The 17,328-nt window shown below is 61.0% G+C and carries 13 protein-coding genes; 5 read left to right on the top strand and 8 right to left on the bottom strand.

The window, feature by feature from the left end; all coding sequences use genetic code 11:
* Positions 1-308 precede the first annotated feature (308 nt).
* The 4 genes from GCN74_RS17205 (at position 309) to GCN74_RS17195 (ending at position 2,392) form a co-directional block, all read left to right on the top strand.
* Positions 309-629 (top strand): DMT family transporter, encoded by a 321-nt coding sequence (locus tag GCN74_RS17205; protein WP_152257814.1) that lies wholly within the window; start codon positions 309-311, stop codon positions 627-629.
* Positions 630-640: 11 nt separating this feature from the next.
* Positions 641-1,000 (top strand): NADH-quinone oxidoreductase subunit A, encoded by a 360-nt coding sequence (locus GCN74_RS17200; RefSeq protein ID WP_152257813.1) that lies wholly within the window; start codon positions 641-643, stop codon positions 998-1,000.
* The gene (locus GCN74_RS28780; RefSeq protein ID WP_193317133.1) at positions 997-1,158 is read left to right on the top strand and encodes a hypothetical protein; all 162 of its coding nucleotides are present in this window, start codon (positions 997-999) and stop codon (positions 1,156-1,158) included. Before GCN74_RS17200 ends, GCN74_RS28780 begins: the two co-directional genes overlap by 4 nt.
* A 76-nt stretch (positions 1,159-1,234) precedes the next feature.
* Complete coding sequence (locus GCN74_RS17195) at positions 1,235-2,392, top strand: iron-containing alcohol dehydrogenase (protein WP_152257812.1); 1,158 nt, start codon at positions 1,235-1,237, stop codon at positions 2,390-2,392.
* Positions 2,393-2,462: 70 nt separating this feature from the next.
* On the opposite strand, the gene GCN74_RS17190 is transcribed toward GCN74_RS17195, so the two are convergent.
* From GCN74_RS17190 to GCN74_RS17160, 7 genes are all read right to left on the bottom strand, one after another.
* The gene (locus tag GCN74_RS17190; RefSeq protein ID WP_152257811.1) at positions 2,463-4,523 is read right to left on the bottom strand and encodes a 3-hydroxybutyrate oligomer hydrolase family protein; all 2,061 of its coding nucleotides are present in this window, start codon (positions 4,521-4,523) and stop codon (positions 2,463-2,465) included.
* 76 nt (positions 4,524-4,599) lie between these two features.
* Entirely contained in the window at positions 4,600-5,580 is a 981-nt protein-coding gene (locus GCN74_RS17185) for a branched-chain amino acid ABC transporter permease (RefSeq protein WP_152257810.1), read from the bottom strand.
* 31 nt (positions 5,581-5,611) lie between these two features.
* A complete protein-coding gene (locus GCN74_RS17180) occupies positions 5,612-6,496 on the bottom strand; it encodes a branched-chain amino acid ABC transporter permease (protein ID WP_070218919.1) in 885 nt (294 codons plus the stop codon).
* 164 nt (positions 6,497-6,660) lie between these two features.
* Positions 6,661-7,869 (bottom strand): ABC transporter substrate-binding protein, encoded by a 1,209-nt coding sequence (locus GCN74_RS17175; RefSeq protein ID WP_152257809.1) that lies wholly within the window; start codon positions 7,867-7,869, stop codon positions 6,661-6,663.
* Positions 7,870-7,945: 76 nt separating this feature from the next.
* Positions 7,946-8,674 (bottom strand): ABC transporter ATP-binding protein, encoded by a 729-nt coding sequence (locus GCN74_RS17170; RefSeq protein WP_152257808.1) that lies wholly within the window; start codon positions 8,672-8,674, stop codon positions 7,946-7,948.
* On the bottom strand, positions 8,674-9,444 hold the full coding sequence (locus tag GCN74_RS17165) for an ABC transporter ATP-binding protein (protein ID WP_152257807.1): 771 nt from the start codon (positions 9,442-9,444) through the stop codon (positions 8,674-8,676). Before GCN74_RS17165 ends, GCN74_RS17170 begins: the two co-directional genes overlap by 1 nt.
* Positions 9,445-9,577: 133 nt before the next feature.
* Positions 9,578-11,203 carry a GMC family oxidoreductase gene (locus GCN74_RS17160; protein WP_152257806.1) on the bottom strand — a complete coding sequence of 542 codons (1,626 nt, stop codon included), beginning with the start codon at positions 11,201-11,203 and terminating at the stop codon, positions 9,578-9,580.
* Positions 11,204-12,696: 1,493 nt separating this feature from the next.
* Between GCN74_RS17160 and GCN74_RS17155 the strand changes: the two genes are divergently transcribed.
* Positions 12,697-13,455, top strand: coding sequence for a 5'-methylthioadenosine/adenosylhomocysteine nucleosidase (locus tag GCN74_RS17155; RefSeq protein ID WP_193317135.1), 759 nt, complete (start codon positions 12,697-12,699; stop codon positions 13,453-13,455).
* A gap of 76 nt (positions 13,456-13,531) precedes the next feature.
* Here GCN74_RS17155 and putA read toward each other — a convergent pair whose 3' ends face one another.
* Entirely contained in the window at positions 13,532-17,185 is a 3,654-nt protein-coding gene (gene putA / locus GCN74_RS17150) for a trifunctional transcriptional regulator/proline dehydrogenase/L-glutamate gamma-semialdehyde dehydrogenase (protein WP_152257804.1), read from the bottom strand.
* Positions 17,186-17,328 lie beyond the last annotated feature (143 nt).

Raw genomic sequence — 17,328 nt, 5'->3', positions numbered from 1 at the left:
AGTAAAAATGCGGGATGAGAGCTCCGATTATAGAGTCTTTTTGCGAGCGCAACCTTCCACGGGCCAATTTTTGCTTAATTTTTACTCAGCAGGGGCATGGCAACGGGCGTTTGTGTTTCACGTGGAACACGCAACGGTGCCGGGACAGGCCCCCCGATGGGGCTGCAGTGTCCGTTAATGTTTGCTACAATTGCCCCATCGTCCGCATCCGTGATCACGCCAGTGGCCAGCGGGACGAGCATCCAGGAGGACGGCCTCCCCCATCATGGGAACACACCGGGACGGCCCGCTCTGTATAAGGAGTCGCCATGGCCTGGATACTGTTACTCATTGCCGGCATGTTTGAAGTCGTGTGGGCATATTCGATGAAACTCTCCGAGGGTTTCACCAAGCTCACCCCCTCCATCATTACCATCGTCATGATGATCGCCAGCTTCGGCTTGCTGTCGCTGGCCATGCGCACCCTGCCCCTGGGCACGGCCTACACCATCTGGACGGGCATCGGCGCCGTCGGCGCCTTCATCGTCGGCGTCGTCTTTCTGGGCGAGCAACTCAATGCCATGCGCGTGTGCGCCGCCGTCCTCATCGTCAGCGGCATCGTGCTGATGAAAATGTCGTCCAGCCACTGAGAGGAATCCCCATGCTCCTCGAAAACTATTTTCCCGTCCTGCTGTTCATTCTCGTCGGCATCCTGGTCGGCATCGTGCCCATGCTGCTGGGGCGCGTGCTGGGTCCGCACAAACCCGATCCGCAAAAACTGTCGCAGTATGAATGCGGCTTCGAAGCGTTCGGCGACGCGCGCATGAAGTTCGACATCCGCTTCTACCTGGTGGCCATCCTGTTCATCCTGTTCGATATCGAAGTCATCTTCCTGATGCCGTGGGCGGCGAATGTGAACGCGTTGGGACTGCCCGGCTTCTGGGCCGTCATGGGCTTCCTGGGCCTCCTGACCATCGGGCTGGCGTATGAATGGAAACGCGGCGCGCTGGAGTGGGAATGAGAAACTTGCTCTTCCTCAACATCGTGATGGGTGTTGGCCTGGCCTATGCGGCCGTGCGCGAGTACCGGCAAGATGCGCGCACGTTCCGCGTGCTGACCGCCGTGTCCAGCCTGTCGCTGCTCGTGAGCCTGGGACTGGCAAGCCAGCTGCAAGGCTGAACGGTTCCACGTGAAACATGCGCGGGGCGGGAAAGCGGAGTAAGCTTGGCTACCATCCTCGCCGTCAGGAGTCTGCATGTCCGCCTTCCAGTTCCGCACCGTGCCGCATCTGATCGTTGAACCGGGCGCCGCCGCCCAGCTGGGCGCGCACATCGCCCATCACTTCCCCACCGTCCGCCGTGCCCTGCTCGTCACCGATGCAGGGTTTCTGCGCACGGGACTGGCCGATGCGCCCCTGCGCAGCTTGCGGACGGCGGGCATCGACACCCATGTCTTTTCCGAAGTGCAAGCCGATCCGCCCGAAGCCATCGTGCTGGCGGGCGTGGCCCAAGCCCGGATGTTTCACGTGGAACTGATTATTGGCCTCGGCGGCGGCAGCTCGCTGGACGTGGCCAAGCTGGTCGCCGTGCTGGCGCCGGGCCACCAGGAACTGGCCCAACTGTATGGCATCGGCAATGTCCACGGCCAGCGCCTGCCGCTCGTGCAATTGCCCACCACGGCGGGCACGGGTTCCGAAGTGACGCAGATCGCCATCGTCACCACGGGCGCCACCAGCAAGATGGGCGTCGTGGCGCCGCAACTGTATGCGGACCTGGCCATCCTCGACGCCAGCCTGACCCTGGGCTTGCCGCCCGCCGTGACGGCCGCCACCGGCATCGACGCCATGGTGCATGCGATCGAAGCGTACACCAGCCGCCTGCTGAAAAATCCCTTGTCCGACATGCTGGCCACGCAGGCGCTGTCGCTGCTGTCCGGCAATCTGCTCACGGCGTGCCGCGATGGCGCCAACTTGCCGGCGCGCCAGGCCATGCTGCTGGGCGCCATGCTGGCCGGCCAGGCGTTTGCCAACGCCCCCGTGGCCGCCGTGCATGCGCTCGCCTATCCCATCGGCGGGCTGTTCCACGTGCCACACGGCTTGTCGAATGCGCTGGTACTGCCGCACGTGCTGCGCTTCAATCTGTCCCACGCGGCGCCCCTGTATGCGCAGCTGGCCGCGATCGTGCAGCCCGGCATCACAGGCAGCGACGAGGCACGGGCGAACGCCCTGATCGACAGCATGCAGGAGATTACCTTGGCCACGGGCATCGCGCACACCCTGCGCGAAGTGGGCATCGCGGCTGGCGACCTGGACCGGCTGGCCGACGACGCCATGCTGCAGACGCGCTTGCTGGGCAACAATCCCCGTCCCGTCACGCGCGGCGATGCGCGCGCCATTTATGCAGCCGCGCTGTAAAGCCATACGCTGAAAGACATAAAAAAAAGCCACGCATGGCGCGTGGCTTGGCTGCGACCATAAATAGCCGCTAGTTGGGAATATCCACCACCGTGCCCGTCACGCTGATCGCATTGCCGGCCGCCGGTGTTGCCGCAATGGCCGGCACGTTGACATTCGTGATCAGGGTCGACGCATCGGCCCGCGTTACCGTGCGCACCACCTGCGAAGGCGGTAAGGCTTGCTTGGCAGACAGATGCGCATACATGGCATCCAGCGCCCGGTTCAGGTACACGTGCAGGGGCACGATCAGGGTCGGCAAGGCGCTGCTGAAGGAGTCGAAGTGGTTGGCGTTGCTCACCTCGATATAGCGCAACCGGCTATTTGCGCCCTCCACCGACGCGTTCAATCCCACATACGCGCGCGAGGCGTGGTTCACGGGTATCAAGGTGTCGCTGCGGCCGTGCACGATGATGGCCGGCTTGCCATTCAATTTGCCGCTGGCCGCCACCTCGGCCATGCCGGCCCGCACGCGCGCGCTTTGCCCAGCCAGCGTGCCCTCCAGGGTGGCGCCGTTGACGGCATCCCTGCCCGTCGCCAGGCTGCGCAGGCACAGGAAGCCGTCGAGCGACTGGTCTGCCAGATTGCTGGAGGGCGACACGCCGGCCGTGTAGACCTTGGCGCCGCCCACGCTGTTCTCATACACGACATTGCCCACGATGCCGCTCTGGGCGGCAAAGCTGGCGGCCTTCTGCGCCGACGTAAACGCGACCGGATTGCCGTTGAGGTCAGTCTGCGCAAACGTGAAACCGCACACCTTGTCCGTCACGGAAAATTTGCCGTAGGCAGACGCATACGTGACGGCCACGAGGATGTTCGTACCCGCATGCGCCGCCTGCAGCGGATCGGAATCGACCAGCCAGCCGTACGCGCGCAAGCGCTGCTTCGCATCCGCCTGCTGCGCCGCCAGGTCCGCGCCGTTCAATAAACCCTTGCCGACGAGCGCCGTGCAGCGTCCCGCGTTGCCCGCCAGGGAAGCGATGCACGGCTGGTACAGGGCCGCATAGGTGGCGTAGTCGAACAGCGCGCGGCCCGGATTGGCCACCAGCGCCCCGCCCTGGCGCACGCTGTAGGCCGTCGATGGCGCCGGCTGGACCTGCGGCTCGCTGGCCGCCACGCCGCCGATCAGGCCCTTGCTATCCTGTTCCGCCGCCAGCAAGGCCGAGCCGGCGCCGTTGGAAATGCTCGACGCGATCGTGATGGTGTTCTTCGGCGTCAGGCGCACGACGCGCGCACTGCCGTCGCGGGCCAGCACGCCGTAGCGTTCGTTCAACACATAATAGGCCATCTCGATCGCCTGCAAGGTGACCTTGCCCCAATCCTTTTCCGGATTCTGCTGCGAGTGCGCATGCTTGAAGGCGATGCGGTTCGGGTTGGCGGCAGCCCAGGCCAGCCGGTCCGCATCGCTCAGGTCCGGCGCGAAGAGCGCGTTCTTGCCGGCCGCCACCCTGCCCGCGCGCACGCCGTTCTGCAGGTTGACGCTGTCGTCCTCGAACACATACAGGCCGGTGCCGGAACCCTTGTCCGCATACGCCACGGCACAGCCCTTTTTCAGGCCCCATTCGCCCGAACTGCCGATGGCCCCATAGATGCCGCGCGAGCCGCTGGACGTGCCCGTGACGATGCAGGCGTGGTCCGGGTCGAAGCTGGCCGGCACCTGCACCATCAAGGTGACATTTTTCCTGCCCGTGCCATCGTCCGCATACGCTATGTATTCGCTGCCCGCGACCAGGCCCTCGCCCGTGCCCACGTTCCCGGACGCATCCACGTTCGGTCCGTACAGGGTGCCGTAGCCGCTGTTGGCAGCAATGTCGAGCACGGCGCGGTAGTTGGCGTGGATCGCATTGCGGCGCAGCTCGGCCGGCGTCGGCTGCTCGGCGTTCGCATATGCGGGCGTCGCAGCCGCCAGCCCCGTCTTGCCCAGGCCGGCCGTGAGCAGATCATTCGTCTTGCCGTCGTAGTCGGCGCGCGCAATCGTGCCCAGATAGCTGGGCATCTGGTTCAGTTCTTCCGGTGCATGGTTGCTGCCGCAGGCTGCCAACGCCAGCAGGGTGCACAGGCCGCCCCCGGCGCGCGTGATCGTCGTTTGCATGGTGGTTCTCTCCGTTGAGGTAACAGTGGACGCACAATGAAAAACGCCGGACGATCCGTCCGGCGTTGCTTGAAAATCAGACAGCGGCTTTGGCAGCCCTGCCGCCGAAGCGCGCGATGGCTTCGCCGACGATGCCGCGCCGGAACAGCAAGACGCAGATGACGAAGATCACGCCCGTGACCATGCCCACCGATTCGCCCAGGGTGCCGAACCATTCGATGCCCGTGTGCGTGGCCAGATAGGTACCGACATCGCCCAGCTTGTTTTCCAGCGCGATGATCAGCACGGCGCCGAGGATGGGACCGGACAAGGTGCCCATGCCGCCCACCAGTGTCATCAGCACGACCAGGCCCGACATGCCCCAGTACACATCGGTCAGGGTTTCAAAGCCCAGCACCAGGGTCTTGGTGGCGCCGGCCAGCGCGGCCAGCGAGGCGGACAGCACGATGGCCATCAGCTTGTACTTGTTGACGTCGTAGCCCAGCGAGATGGCGCGCGGTTCGTTTTCCTTGATGGCCTTGAGCACCTGGCCGAACGGCGAATGGATGGTGCGCACGATCAGGGCGAAGCCGGCGACAAAAATGGCCAGCACGACATAGTACAAGACCGTGTCGTTGCCCAGGTCTATCATGCCCAGCAAGGTTCCACGTGGAACACCCTGCAAGCCATCCTCGCCGCCCGTGAACGGCAGGCGCAAGGCCAGGAAGTACACCATCTGTGCCAGCGCCAGGGTGATCATCGTGAAGTAGATGCCCTGGCGGCGGATCGCCAGGCCGCCGATCACCAGGCCCAGCAAGGCACCCGTGGCGACGCCGGCCAGCAGGCCCAGCTCCGTTGGCCAGCCCCAGGTGCGCAGCGCGTAGCCGGTGACATAGCCGGCGCCGCCGAAGAAGGCCGCATGGCCGAACGACAGCAAGCCCGTGTAGCCGATCAACAAGTTGAAAGCGCAGGCAAACAGGGCAAAGCACAGCAACTTCATCAGGAAGACGGGATAGCCGTAAAACGGCGCCGCCAACGCCAGCAGCAAGGCAATGGCGTAGCCTACATTCTTATTCATCGTGGTAGCTCCAATACATGACTGATGAGGATTACTTTTCTTTGCCGAACAGGCCGGCCGGACGCAGCAGCAGCACGATGACCATCACCACGAACACCACGGTGGCCGAGCCTTCCGGGTAGAACACGCGGGTCAGGCCCTCGATCACGCCCAGGCCCAGGCCCGTCAGGATGGAACCCATGATGGAGCCCATGCCGCCGATCACCACCACGGCAAACACGACGATGATCAGGTTCGAGCCCATCAGCGGCGACACCTGGATGATGGGCGCGGCCAGCACGCCGGCGAAACCGGCCAGCGCCACGCCGAAGCCGAACGTCAACGTCACCATCAGCGGCACGTTGATGCCGAACGCTTCCACCAGTTTCGGGTTTTCCGTGCCGGCCCGCAGGTAGGCGCCCAGCTTGGTTTTTTCGATGACGAACCAGGTGGCCAGGCAGACGGACAGCGACGCGATCACCACCCACGCGCGGTAGTTCGGCAAGATCATGAAGCCCAGGTCCGTCGCGCCGGCCAGCGCTTCGGGCACGGCATACGGCTGGCCCGAGACGCCATAGAAGGAGCGGAACACGCCTTCCATGATCAGGGTGATGCCAAAGGTCAGCAGCAAGCCATACAGGTGGTCGAGTTTGTACAGCCAGCGCAGCATGGTTTTTTCGATCAGGATGCCGAGCAGGCCGACGAGGATCGGGGCGATGACCAGCATGGCCCAGTAATTGATGTCGAAATAACTGAGGCCCATCCAGGCCAGGAAGGCGCCCATCATGTACATGGCGCCGTGCGAGAAATTAATCACATTGAGCAAGCCGAAGATGACGGCCAGACCGAGGGACAACATGGCATAGAACGAGCCGTTGACGAGACCCAGCAGCAGCTGGCTCATCATCGCTTGTAATGGAACGCCGAAAATTTCCATGGCATCACAGTATAAAAAGCACCGCCGGAGAACGGTGTGGTATCAAGGGAAACACGCCACCGCAGACTGGCGCGGTGGCGCAAGGCGAACCCTGCGAGCGAAAAGCATGCAGGACGGAACGCCCGCGCACAGGCGGGCGATCCGCTGGAGGTCGGTCTACAGCGTTACTTCCACAGCGAACACTTCGATTCGGCCTTGGTCACATACGCCTGCGCACCGGGCACGGTGGCCACGACCTTGTAGTAATCCCATGGGTATTTCGACTCGGATGGCTTCTTGACTTCCATCAGGTACATATCGTGCACCATGCGGCCATCGGGACGCACTTCGCCATTCTGGGTAAACATGTCGTTGATCCTGGTCTTTTTCAGGTAGGCCATGACCTTCTCGGTGTCGTCCGTCCCCAGCGCCTTGACGGCTTTCAGGTAGTTCGCCGCAGCCGAATAGTCGGCCGCCTGCAGCATCGACGGTTCCTTCTTCATCTTGGCGAAATAGCGTTTCGACCAGGCGCGCGTGTCCGCATTCAAGTCCCAGTACCAGCCGTCCGTCAGGTACATGCCTTGCGTCAGGTTCAAGCCCAGCGAATGGATGTCATTGATGAAGATCAGCAAGCCGGCCAGCTTCATCGATTTCGTCAGGCCGAACTCGTTGGCTGCCTTGATGCTGTTGATGGCGTCGCCGCCCGCATTGGCCAGGCCCAGGATTTGCGGCTTGGCGGCCTGCGCCTGCAGCAGGAAGGAAGAGAAATCGGACGCGCCCAGCGGATGCTTGACGCTGCCCAGCACCTTGCCGCCGGCCGCTTTGACGACCTCGGCCGTGTCTTTTTCCAGCGAATGGCCAAACGCGTAGTCGGCCGTCATGAAATACCAGTTCTTGCCGCCCTGCTTGACGATGGTGCCGCCCGTGCCGCGCGCCAGCGCCACCGTGTCATACGCGTAATGCACGGTGTAAGGCGTGCATTCCTCATTCGTCAGGCGCGACGAACCGGCGCCGATGGCAATGAAAATTTTCTTCTTTTCCGCCGCCACCTTGGCCATGGCCAGGCTGGCGCCGGAATTGGTGCCGCCAATCAGCATGTCGACACCCTGCTGGTCGAACCATTCGCGCGCTTTCGAGGCGGCGATGTCGGCCTTGTTCTGATGGTCGGCAGAAATGAATTCCACTTTTTTGCCGGCAATGACCACGCCGGCGTCGGCGATCGCCATCTTGATGGCTTCCGCGCCGCCGAGGCCGTCGACGTCGGAATACACGCCCGACATGTCGGAAATAAAACCGATCTTGATGGTGTCGCCCGATACCTGGGCGTGCGCGGCAGCAGAAAAGCCCAGGGCGCAAAGAGTGGCGGTGGCAATGGCGATAGCGTTACGTTTCATAGTGTCTCCGTTGGGATTATTGTTTGCTATTCAGTCGATTGCTGGACGATGGCGAGTACAACAGACTACATGGGGACTACACGCCAAGCAGCTCGGTCAATACCGGCATCTTGGCCTCCAGTTCGGATGCAGCAAAAGTCTCGACGATCTGACCATGCTCCATCACATAAAACCGGTCCGCCAGCGGCGCGGCAAACCGGAAATTCTGTTCCACCATGACGATGGTGTAGCCTTTCGCCTTCAGGGTGGTGATCATGCGCGCCAGGCCCTGCACGATGACGGGCGCCAGGCCTTCGGAAATTTCATCGAGCAGCAGCAGGCGCGCGCCCGTGCGCAGGATGCGCGCCACGGCCAGCATCTGCTGTTCCCCGCCCGACAGGCGCGTGCCCTGGCTGTGACGGCGCTCCTGCAGATTCGGGAACATGGCGTAGATTTCCTCCACCGACATGCCCTTTTCGCCGCTGGCCAGGGTGGGCGGCAGCAGCAGGTTTTCCTCCGTCGACAGCGAGGAAAAAATGCCGCGCTCTTCAGGACAATACCCGATGCCCAGGTGGGCGATTTTGTGCGTGGCCAAACCGATCGCTTCGGCGCCGTTGACTTTGATGGAACCCGTGCGCGCGCCCGTCAGCCCCATGATGGCGCGCAAGGTGGTGGTGCGGCCGGCGCCGTTGCGGCCCAGCAAAGTCACCACTTCGCCCTGCTCCACTGTCAGATTGACGTCGTGCAGGATGTGCGATTCGCCATACCAGGTATGCAGTTGCGTAATTTCCAGCGCGGGGGCGCTGCCATTCACTTGTGTCGCCATCAATGCGCCCCTTCCAGTTCCGCGTGGGTGGTACCCATGTACGCTTCCATCACTTGCGGATTGCGCGACACTTCCGCGTAGCTGCCTTCGGCCAGCATGGCGCCGCGCTGCAGGACGGAAATCTTGTCGCAGATGCCGGACACCACGCTCATATTGTGTTCCACCATCAAAATCGTGCGGCCGGCCGACACCTTCTTGATCAGTTCCGTGACGCGGTGCACGTCTTCGTGGCCCATGCCCTGGGTGGGCTCGTCGAGCAGCATCATTTCCGGTTCCATCGCCAGGGTGGTGGCAATTTCCAGCGCCCGCTTGCGGCCGTACGGCATGTCGACCGTGATGGTGTCGGCAAACTCCGTCAGGTCGACCTCGGCCAGCAAGGCCATGGCGCGGTCGTTGAGCTGATTCAATGCCCGTTCGCTCTGCCAGAAGTGAAACGAGGTACCGAGCTGGCGCTGCAAGCCGATGCGCACATTTTGCAGCACCGATAAGTGGGGGAAGACGGCGGAAATCTGGAATGAACGGATCACGCCCATGCGGGCGATCTGCGCCGGCCTGGCGGCCGTGATGTCTTTTCCATTGAACAGGATCTGTCCGGAAGTGGGGACCAGGAATTTGGTGAGCAAGTTGAAACACGTGGTCTTGCCCGCGCCGTTAGGACCGATCAAGGCGTGGATATGGCCCCGCTCTACCTTCAGGTTCACCTCGCTCACAGCAGTGAAACCCTTGAATTCCTTGGTCAAATTTCTTGTTTCCAAGATTACGTTTGACATCGTGTCTCCTAGTTGTACTTTTTGTACTACTTAGTCATTTTTATAATACACAACTTAAATTTAACGCACAATACAGTATAACTACGGGGATTTTTCGCTCGCCCGAATGGCGCAAACTCGCGGCTTTGCCCAGCTATTTCCAGGCCGCGTGTATCATTTGCGCCGCTTTTTCCGCGATCATCACGGTGGGCGAGTTTGTATTACCAGAAGTAATGTACGGCATGATGGAAGCGTCGACGACACGCAAGCCGGCCACGCCGATCACGCGCAAGGTGCTGTCGACAACGCTGGACGGATCGCCGGCCACGCCCATGCGGCAAGTGCCCACCGGATGAAAGATGGTGGTGCCGATCTGGCTGGCCGCCTGCGCCAGTTCTTCCTCCGTCTGGAATTGCACGCCGGGCTTGTACTCCTGCGGCGCAAAGCGCTTGAGCGCCGGCGCGGCGACGATGGAGCGCGTCAGGCGCAAGGCGTCGGCCGCTACCTTGCGGTCCTGCGGCGTACTGAGATAGTTGGGCACGATGTTCGGCGCCGCATAGCTGTCTGCCGAGGCGATCTGCACGTGGCCGCGCGAGGTGGGGCGCAGATTGCAGACGCTGGCCGTAAAGGCGGGAAACGCATGCAGCGGTTCGCCGAATTTATCCAGCGACAGCGGCTGCACGTGGTATTGCAGGTTCGGCGTGGCTTGCTGGGGATCGGACTTGGCAAACGCGCCCAGCTGCGACGGCGCCATCGACATGGGTCCGCTCTGGAACAGCGCATACTGCAAGCCGATCTGCATCTTGCCCACGATATTGCTGGCCATCACGTTCAAGGTCTTGACGCCCTGCACTTTAAAGACCATGCGCAGCTGCAAATGATCCTGCAGATTGCCGCCCACGCCAGCAGCATCCAGCACGGGCGCGATGCCGTGCTGCTGCAGCAAGGCAGCCGGCCCGATACCGGACAGTTGCAGCAACTGGGGCGAACCGATGGCGCCCGCCGTCAGCAGGGTTTCCCGCCGGGCCGTCGCCTGCCACTGCGTGCCGCCGCCCGTAAACACGATGCCCGCGCAGCGGGGTCCCCCTTTCGTCGTTTCCAGCAACAGACGTTCCACGTGGCAACCCGTCATGATGGTCAGGTTCGGGCGCCGCGACGCCGGTTTCAAGAACGCTTTCGAGGTATTCCAGCGGATGCCGCGGCGCTGGTTGACGTCGAAATACGCGCTGCCGCCATTGTCGCCGCCATTGAAATCGCTGGTTTTAGGGATGCCGACCTGCTGCGCCGCATCGCGGAACGCGTTCAGGATTTCCCACGACAGCCGCTGCTTTTCCACGCGCCATTCGCCGCCCACGCCATGGTTTTCCGAGACGCCGCCGTAGTAATCCTCGCTTTGCTTAAAGAGCGGCAAGACTTTGTCCCAGCGCCACGATGCGTCGTCCGTCAGGTCGGCCCAGTGGTCGTAGTCGCCGGCCTGGCCCCGCATATAGATCATGCCGTTGATGGACGAACTGCCGCCGAGCACTTTACCGCGCGGATACATCAGGCTGCGTCCGCCCAGGCCCGCGTCCGCCTGCGTGGCATACAGCCAGTCCGTACGGGGATTGCCGATGCAATGCAGATAACCGACGGGGATATGGATCCACACGTAATCGTCCCTGCCGCCCGCTTCCACGAGTAAAACGTTGGCGTCCTTGTCGCGTGTGAGCCGGTTGGCCAGCACGCAACCTGCCGTGCCGCCGCCCACGATGATGTAGTCGAATTCGCCTGCCGATTCCAATGAAGCTCCTTTCGGTATGCCATCAAGCTGTCGCGCCGTGTGTCTCCCCACCGCGTCCCGCTACCAGAGTCTGTCTTTCTTCATGCATGCATGGCTGCTGAGCCACATCGAGATTACCACCAGTGCCGGGCCAGGGCGACATTAATCGTGGCCAGCGACACGGGCCAATGTCCAGGATGAGATCAAAAACAGCGCAAAACAGGGGCTTCAAGCTGTGGATAACCGTATGGATATCCACAGGTACGATATGTGCGTAAACGAAAATTTTTTTGGACGCCTTTTTTTATCCCAAAACCATCCCCGGCAGATACAACGTTTACTCAGCGCTTATCCGTACGCCAAGCGATTGTTTACAAGGATAAATCGGGACTTATCCACAGAAGAAGGCGCCGTTAACTACTATTACTATTCTTGTATACAAACTTGTTAAGGTAAACCCGACAACGCGCGCTTTGCCTGCCTTGTCAGTCAAGAGCATTCTCGGGTCTGTCTTCAAACTGTCTTCAAAAAAAACGGCAAGCAGCGTTGACCGATTAAAAAAATTTGAGCCAACAACTGAGCGACGAAAACCGGCACGGCCAACAACACGCGCACAGCACTGCCAAACCGTTTTGCAACATGGAAACGCCAACAAGCCTGAGCAGGCACAGTGCCAGCATGCCGTTCGACATCGAAAAGAGAGGAAATTTACAGCGATTGTGGATAAGTCACTTGATATCCACAGGATGAGTTGTGAGTAAACACGAAGTTATGCGCAGGCCCGCATTTTATACAATTTTGCTCCTCGCGCGATACAGCGATTATGCACGCTTTATTTTGCGCGTAAACGATTGATCCTGTTGAAAAAAAGCGACTTATCCACAGAAAAAACGCGTTTACTATTACTACTATTTTTATATATAGATCTATTGTAAACCGACAAAAAAAGCGGAAGTCCGGGGATATTTCAAAAAAGCATACAAAAAACGTCAAAAAAAAAGCCAACGGCGACAGTCAGACCTACTGCCAAACCGTCTTCCAGAAATCGCTTGAACGCGCACCTCCGTACAAGAACCACGCTCGTGGTCGCTCACGGTGCATTGCCGGACAACGATAGCGGCAGGCAAAGCTCGTCAAACATGCCACGACAACAAGAAAATCCGTGATTTTTGCTTGCTCGTGTGGATAAGTGCCTGCATATCCACAGGATGAGATGTGGGAAAAGTCGATCTTTGTCCACAAGCCAATTTTTATCCCAAACAAGTCCTCCGTAGATACAATGCTTGTACGCCTACTTTTTTGTACGCCAAGTCGATGATTCTTATACGGTATACCGACTTATCCACAAAAAAATGGCCGTTTACTATCACTACTATTTTTATGTATACATCTTTATTTAAAACACAGAGACAAACGCGAACGGTGGAAAAGTCGCCGAAACGGCTGTTTTCACCGTATACACCGTCTGGCAATCCCCCAAAACCTGTAAAAACAGCATGAATTCACCCAAAAAAATGCGTTTAGGCATCATCAGTGCCTTGCACGAAGAACAGCAGGGGCTCGTAGAAGCCATGCAAGGCCCCCAGAGGCGTTCGCACGGCATGCGCGACTACACCCTGGGAACCCTGTGGAATATCGACGCTGTGTGCGTCCTGTCGCGTCTGGGCAAGGTTGCTGCTGCCATGACAGCTTCTATCCTTGTGGAAAAGTACGGAGTTACCCACATCGTCTTCACCGGCGTGGCCGGCAGCGGGGATAAAAACGTGAAAGTCGGCGATATCGTGGTGGCCGAAGCGCTGCTGCAGCACGATATGGATGCGCGCCCCTTGTTTCCCCGCTTCGAAGTACCGCTGACGGGACTGCAGCGCTTTGCCACGGATCTGGAACTGAGCACGCAACTGGCTGCCGCCGCCGCCGATTTCCTGCGCGACGATGTTTCCAGCGTGCTCAAAGTGGCCGATATCGCGGAATTCGGCTTGCAGCACGCGCAAGTGCACCGGGGCCTGATCGCCAGCGGCGACCAGTTCATCGGCAGCGCCGCGCATGTGAACCAGCTGAAAGAAGATATTCCCGACCTGCTGGCCGTCGAAATGGAAGGCGCGGCCGTGGCGCAAGTGTGTTTTGAACTGGGCGTGCCGTTTACCGTCATGCGCACCATTTCCGACAACGCCAACGAAGAAGCGGCCGTCGACTTCATGCGTTTCGTGCAGACCGTCGCCTCGCCGTACGCGTTTACCGTCATTCAGCAGCTGTGCCAGCGCCTGGCCGGCTGATTTTTTATTCAAGCGTGCATAAAAAAAGGGCAGAACCAGTGGTTCCGCCCTGTTACATGCAACAGCTGCTTAAAATTTAGACGCTGAGCATCATCAGGCTGGCATTCCCGCCCGCTGCCGTCGTATTCACGCACAGCGCCCGCTCAGCGACCAGGCGCCACAGGGGGATGACACCCTCCTGCGTGGTGGCGATGGTACCCACCAGGGCCCCTTCCCGGGCCGCCAGCAGCGGTTTGAGCTGGCCATCGAGACTCGGTTCGATCATGGCGATCTGGAAATCATGCTTGATGGACTCCAGGCTGCTGGTGACCTGGATGCGGTCCTTCAGCGCCGCCGGCAAGTCGCCGGGAATCACATCCGCCGATTGTGCCAGCACCAGGGCCTGGTTACCGGTGGCCAGCACGGCGGCCAGCTGGTTCATCAGCGTGCCGGCAGTCGCCGCCGCGCACAGTATCGTGCCGCGCGCGGCAAAGCTCAGGGTATTGCGCTCGCCCGTCGGGCCTGGCAAGACGGTGGTGCTGCCCAGCAAGGTCGTGCGTGCATAGTCCTGTGCCAGCTGTTCGACCTTGTCGTGGCCATGCATCTTCGCCCACACGGTCAGCGCGTCGAGTGCCGGCGCCGCCTGGCGCTGGTGCTGCGCGCCGGCCGGCGCATTGCGCTGCAGGCGTTTCAGGTACAGGGGACCGCCCGCCTTGGGACCGGTGCCGGATTTGCCTTCGCCGCCGAACGGCTGCACGCCGACGACGGCGCCGACGATGTTGCGGTTCACGTAGATATTGCCCACGTGCGCGCGCTTGGTGATGAAATCGATGGTTTCATCGATGCGCGTATGGATGCCCAGGGTCAAGCCGTAACCGCTGTCGTTGATCGATTGCACCAGTTGCGGCAGTTCGGCCCGCTTGTAGCGGATCACGTGCAGCACGGGGCCGAAGACTTCCTGCGTCAATTGCGCCAGCGACTTGATTTCCAGCACGGTCGGGGCGACAAACGTGCCTTTGACGGTGGGCAAATCGAGCGAATAGTGGTCGATGGCCATGGTTTTCGTCTTGTTGATGTGCGCCAGCAGATTGCCTTGCGCTTCCGCATCGATGACGGGACCGATATCCGTGGCCAGGCGGTCAGGATTGCCAACGCGCAATTCCTGCATGGCGCCCTTCAGCATGTGGATGGTCTTGTCGGCGATTTCCGTTTGCAGGAACAGCACGCGCAAGGCCGAGCAGCGCTGGCCGGCACTGTCGAAGGCCGACGACATCACGTCCTGCACCACTTGTTCCGGCAAGGCAGACGAATCGACGATCAGCGCATTCTGGCCGCCCGTTTCGGCGATCAGGGGAATGTCGATGCCTTCGGCCACGGCGCGCGCGGCCAGGTTGCGGTTGATCAATTGCGCCACTTCCGTCGAGCCCGTGAAAATCACGCCCTTGACGCGCGCGTCATTGCACAGGCCGGCGCCCACGACTTCGCCGCTGCCGGGCAGGAATTGCAGCGCGCCCCGCGGCACGCCCGCTTCATGCAGCAATTGCACGGCGCGGTGGGCGATCAGCGGCGTTTGCTCGGCCGGCTTGGCCAGCACCACGTTGCCTGCCGCCAGGGCGGCGGCCAGCTGGCCCGTAAAGATGGCCAATGGGAAATTCCACGGGCTGATGCAGGTGACGGGACCGAGCGCCAGGGTGTTGGGCGCATGTTCCACCTGCGCCGCGTAGTAGCGCAGGAAGTCGACGGCTTCGCGGATTTCCGCGATCGCGTTCGGCAGGGACTTGCCCGCTTCGCGCACGGCCAGGGCCATCAGCTCGATATGGTGTTCTTCGAACAGGTCGGCCGCGCGCAATAACGCTTGCGCGCGGATCGACGGTTCCGTCGTCTGCCAGTCCATGGCATACGCGCTGGCGCTGGCCAGGGCCGTTTCCACGTCCGCCGGACCGGCTTCCATGACCTTGCCCACGACATCGTCGTGCTGGGCCGGATTGTGCAGCATGTGCGTGGGGCCATTCAGGCTGACGGCGCCATCGATCAGCGGCGCTGCCTGCCATGTCTGCTGTTGCGCCAGGCCCGTGGCCAGGGTGCGCAAGGTGTCTTCATTCGACAGGTCCAGGCCGGCCGAGTTCTTGCGTTCGCTGCCAAACATGTCCAGCGGCAGCGGAATCGACGGGTGCGGCAAGCCGCCCTGCAGGCGCGCTTGCTCCAGGGGATCGCGGATCAGGCTATCGATGGCCACGCTTTCGTCGACGATCTGGTTGACGAACGAGGAGTTGGCGCCGTTTTCCAGCAGGCGGCGCACCAGGTAGGCCAGCAGGGTTTCATGCGAGCCGACGGGCGCGTAGATGCGGCACGGCTTGTCCAGGTTGTCGGGGCCGACGACCTGGTCGTACAGGGTCTCGCCCATGCCGTGCAGGCACTGGAATTCGTAGTCGGTAATGCCGTCGCGTTTCGCCCACGTGTAGATGGTCGACAGGGTTTGCGCGTTGTGCGTGGCAAATTGTGGATAGATCAGGCTGCTGGCGGCCAGCAGTTTTTGCGCACACACGAGGTAGGAAACGTCCGTGTAGACCTTGCGCGTGTAGACGGGATAGCCTTCCTGGCCATCGACTTGCGCGCGTTTGATTTCCGCATCCCAATACGCGCCCTTGACCAGGCGCACCATGAACTTGCGGCCGCTGCGGCGCGCCAGGTCGATCAGGAAATCGATGGCGAACGGGCAGCGTTTCTGGTACGCCTGCACCACGTAGCCGATGCCGTCGAAGCCGGCCAAATCGGTATCAAAGGCAAGTGCTTCCATCAGGTCCAGCGACAGTTCCAGGCGGTCCGTCTCTTCCGCATCGATGTTGAAGCCGATGTTGTACTGTTTGGCCAGCAACAGCAGTGCCTTGATTTTCGGCAGCAATTCTTCCATGACACGGGCCCGCTGGGCGCGACTGTAGCGCGCGTGCAGGGCCGACAATTTCACGGAAATACCGGGGCCGTTGCGGATGCCGCGGCCGTTCGACGCCTTGCCGATGGCATGGATCGCCGTTTCGTACGAGGCGTAGTAGTTGGCCGCATCCTGCTGCGTCAGGGCCGCCTCGCCCAGCATGTCGTACGAATAGCGGTAGCCGCGTGTTTCGTTGTCGCGGCTGTTTTTCAACGCTTCCTCGATGGTCTGGCCCGTCACGAACTGGTTGCCCAGCATGCGCATGGCCAGGTCGACGCCCTTGCGGATCAGCGGTTCGCCGCCCTTGGCGATGAGCTTGGTCATGGCCGAACCGAGGCCCGATTCGCTGCTGGTACTGACCAGTTTGCCCGTGATCAGCAAGCCCCAGGTGGCGGCATTGACGAACAGCGACGGCGATTCGCCCAGATGCTTGCGCCAGTCGCCCTTGCTGATTTTGTCGGCAATTAAACGGTCGGCCGTTTGACTGTCGGGTATACGCAACAGCGCTTCAGCCAGACACATCAACGCAACCCCTTCTTCCGACGACAGCGAGAACTCGTGCATCAGTGCATCGACGCCGGACGCGCGTGTGCGTTTTTGGCGCACGTTCGAGACCAGGCGGTGCGCCAGGGCTTGTCCCTCGGCCGTCGTTTCGGTGCTGCTGGCGGGCACTTGCTGCAACAGCCACTGCACGGCGGAAACCTCATCGCGCCTATAGGCGGCCGTGATGGCGGCGCGTTGTGGTGTCGCTTCGGGCAGGATTTCTGCCTGGAGCGCAGCGAAAGGAATCGGGGTAAAAGCCGAAGGGCCAGCAGGGTGCATAAGTACTCTTTACAAGGAAAAAGGGGACGAAAACTGACGTAATTCTTGCTCTTTTTTGGTGCAAAAAAATACAGAAAGTCGGACGTTAAGATGATTCGATTGTAAAGGGGATTCTTATGGATTAATTCTGGTAATACAGGGGA

The sequence above is a fragment of the Janthinobacterium sp. FT14W genome (assembly GCF_009208755.1).
In the GTDB taxonomy this organism is placed as follows: Bacteria; Pseudomonadota; Gammaproteobacteria; order Burkholderiales; family Burkholderiaceae_D; genus Janthinobacterium; species Janthinobacterium violaceinigrum.
This window is presented reverse-complemented; position numbering and strand designations above follow the sequence as displayed.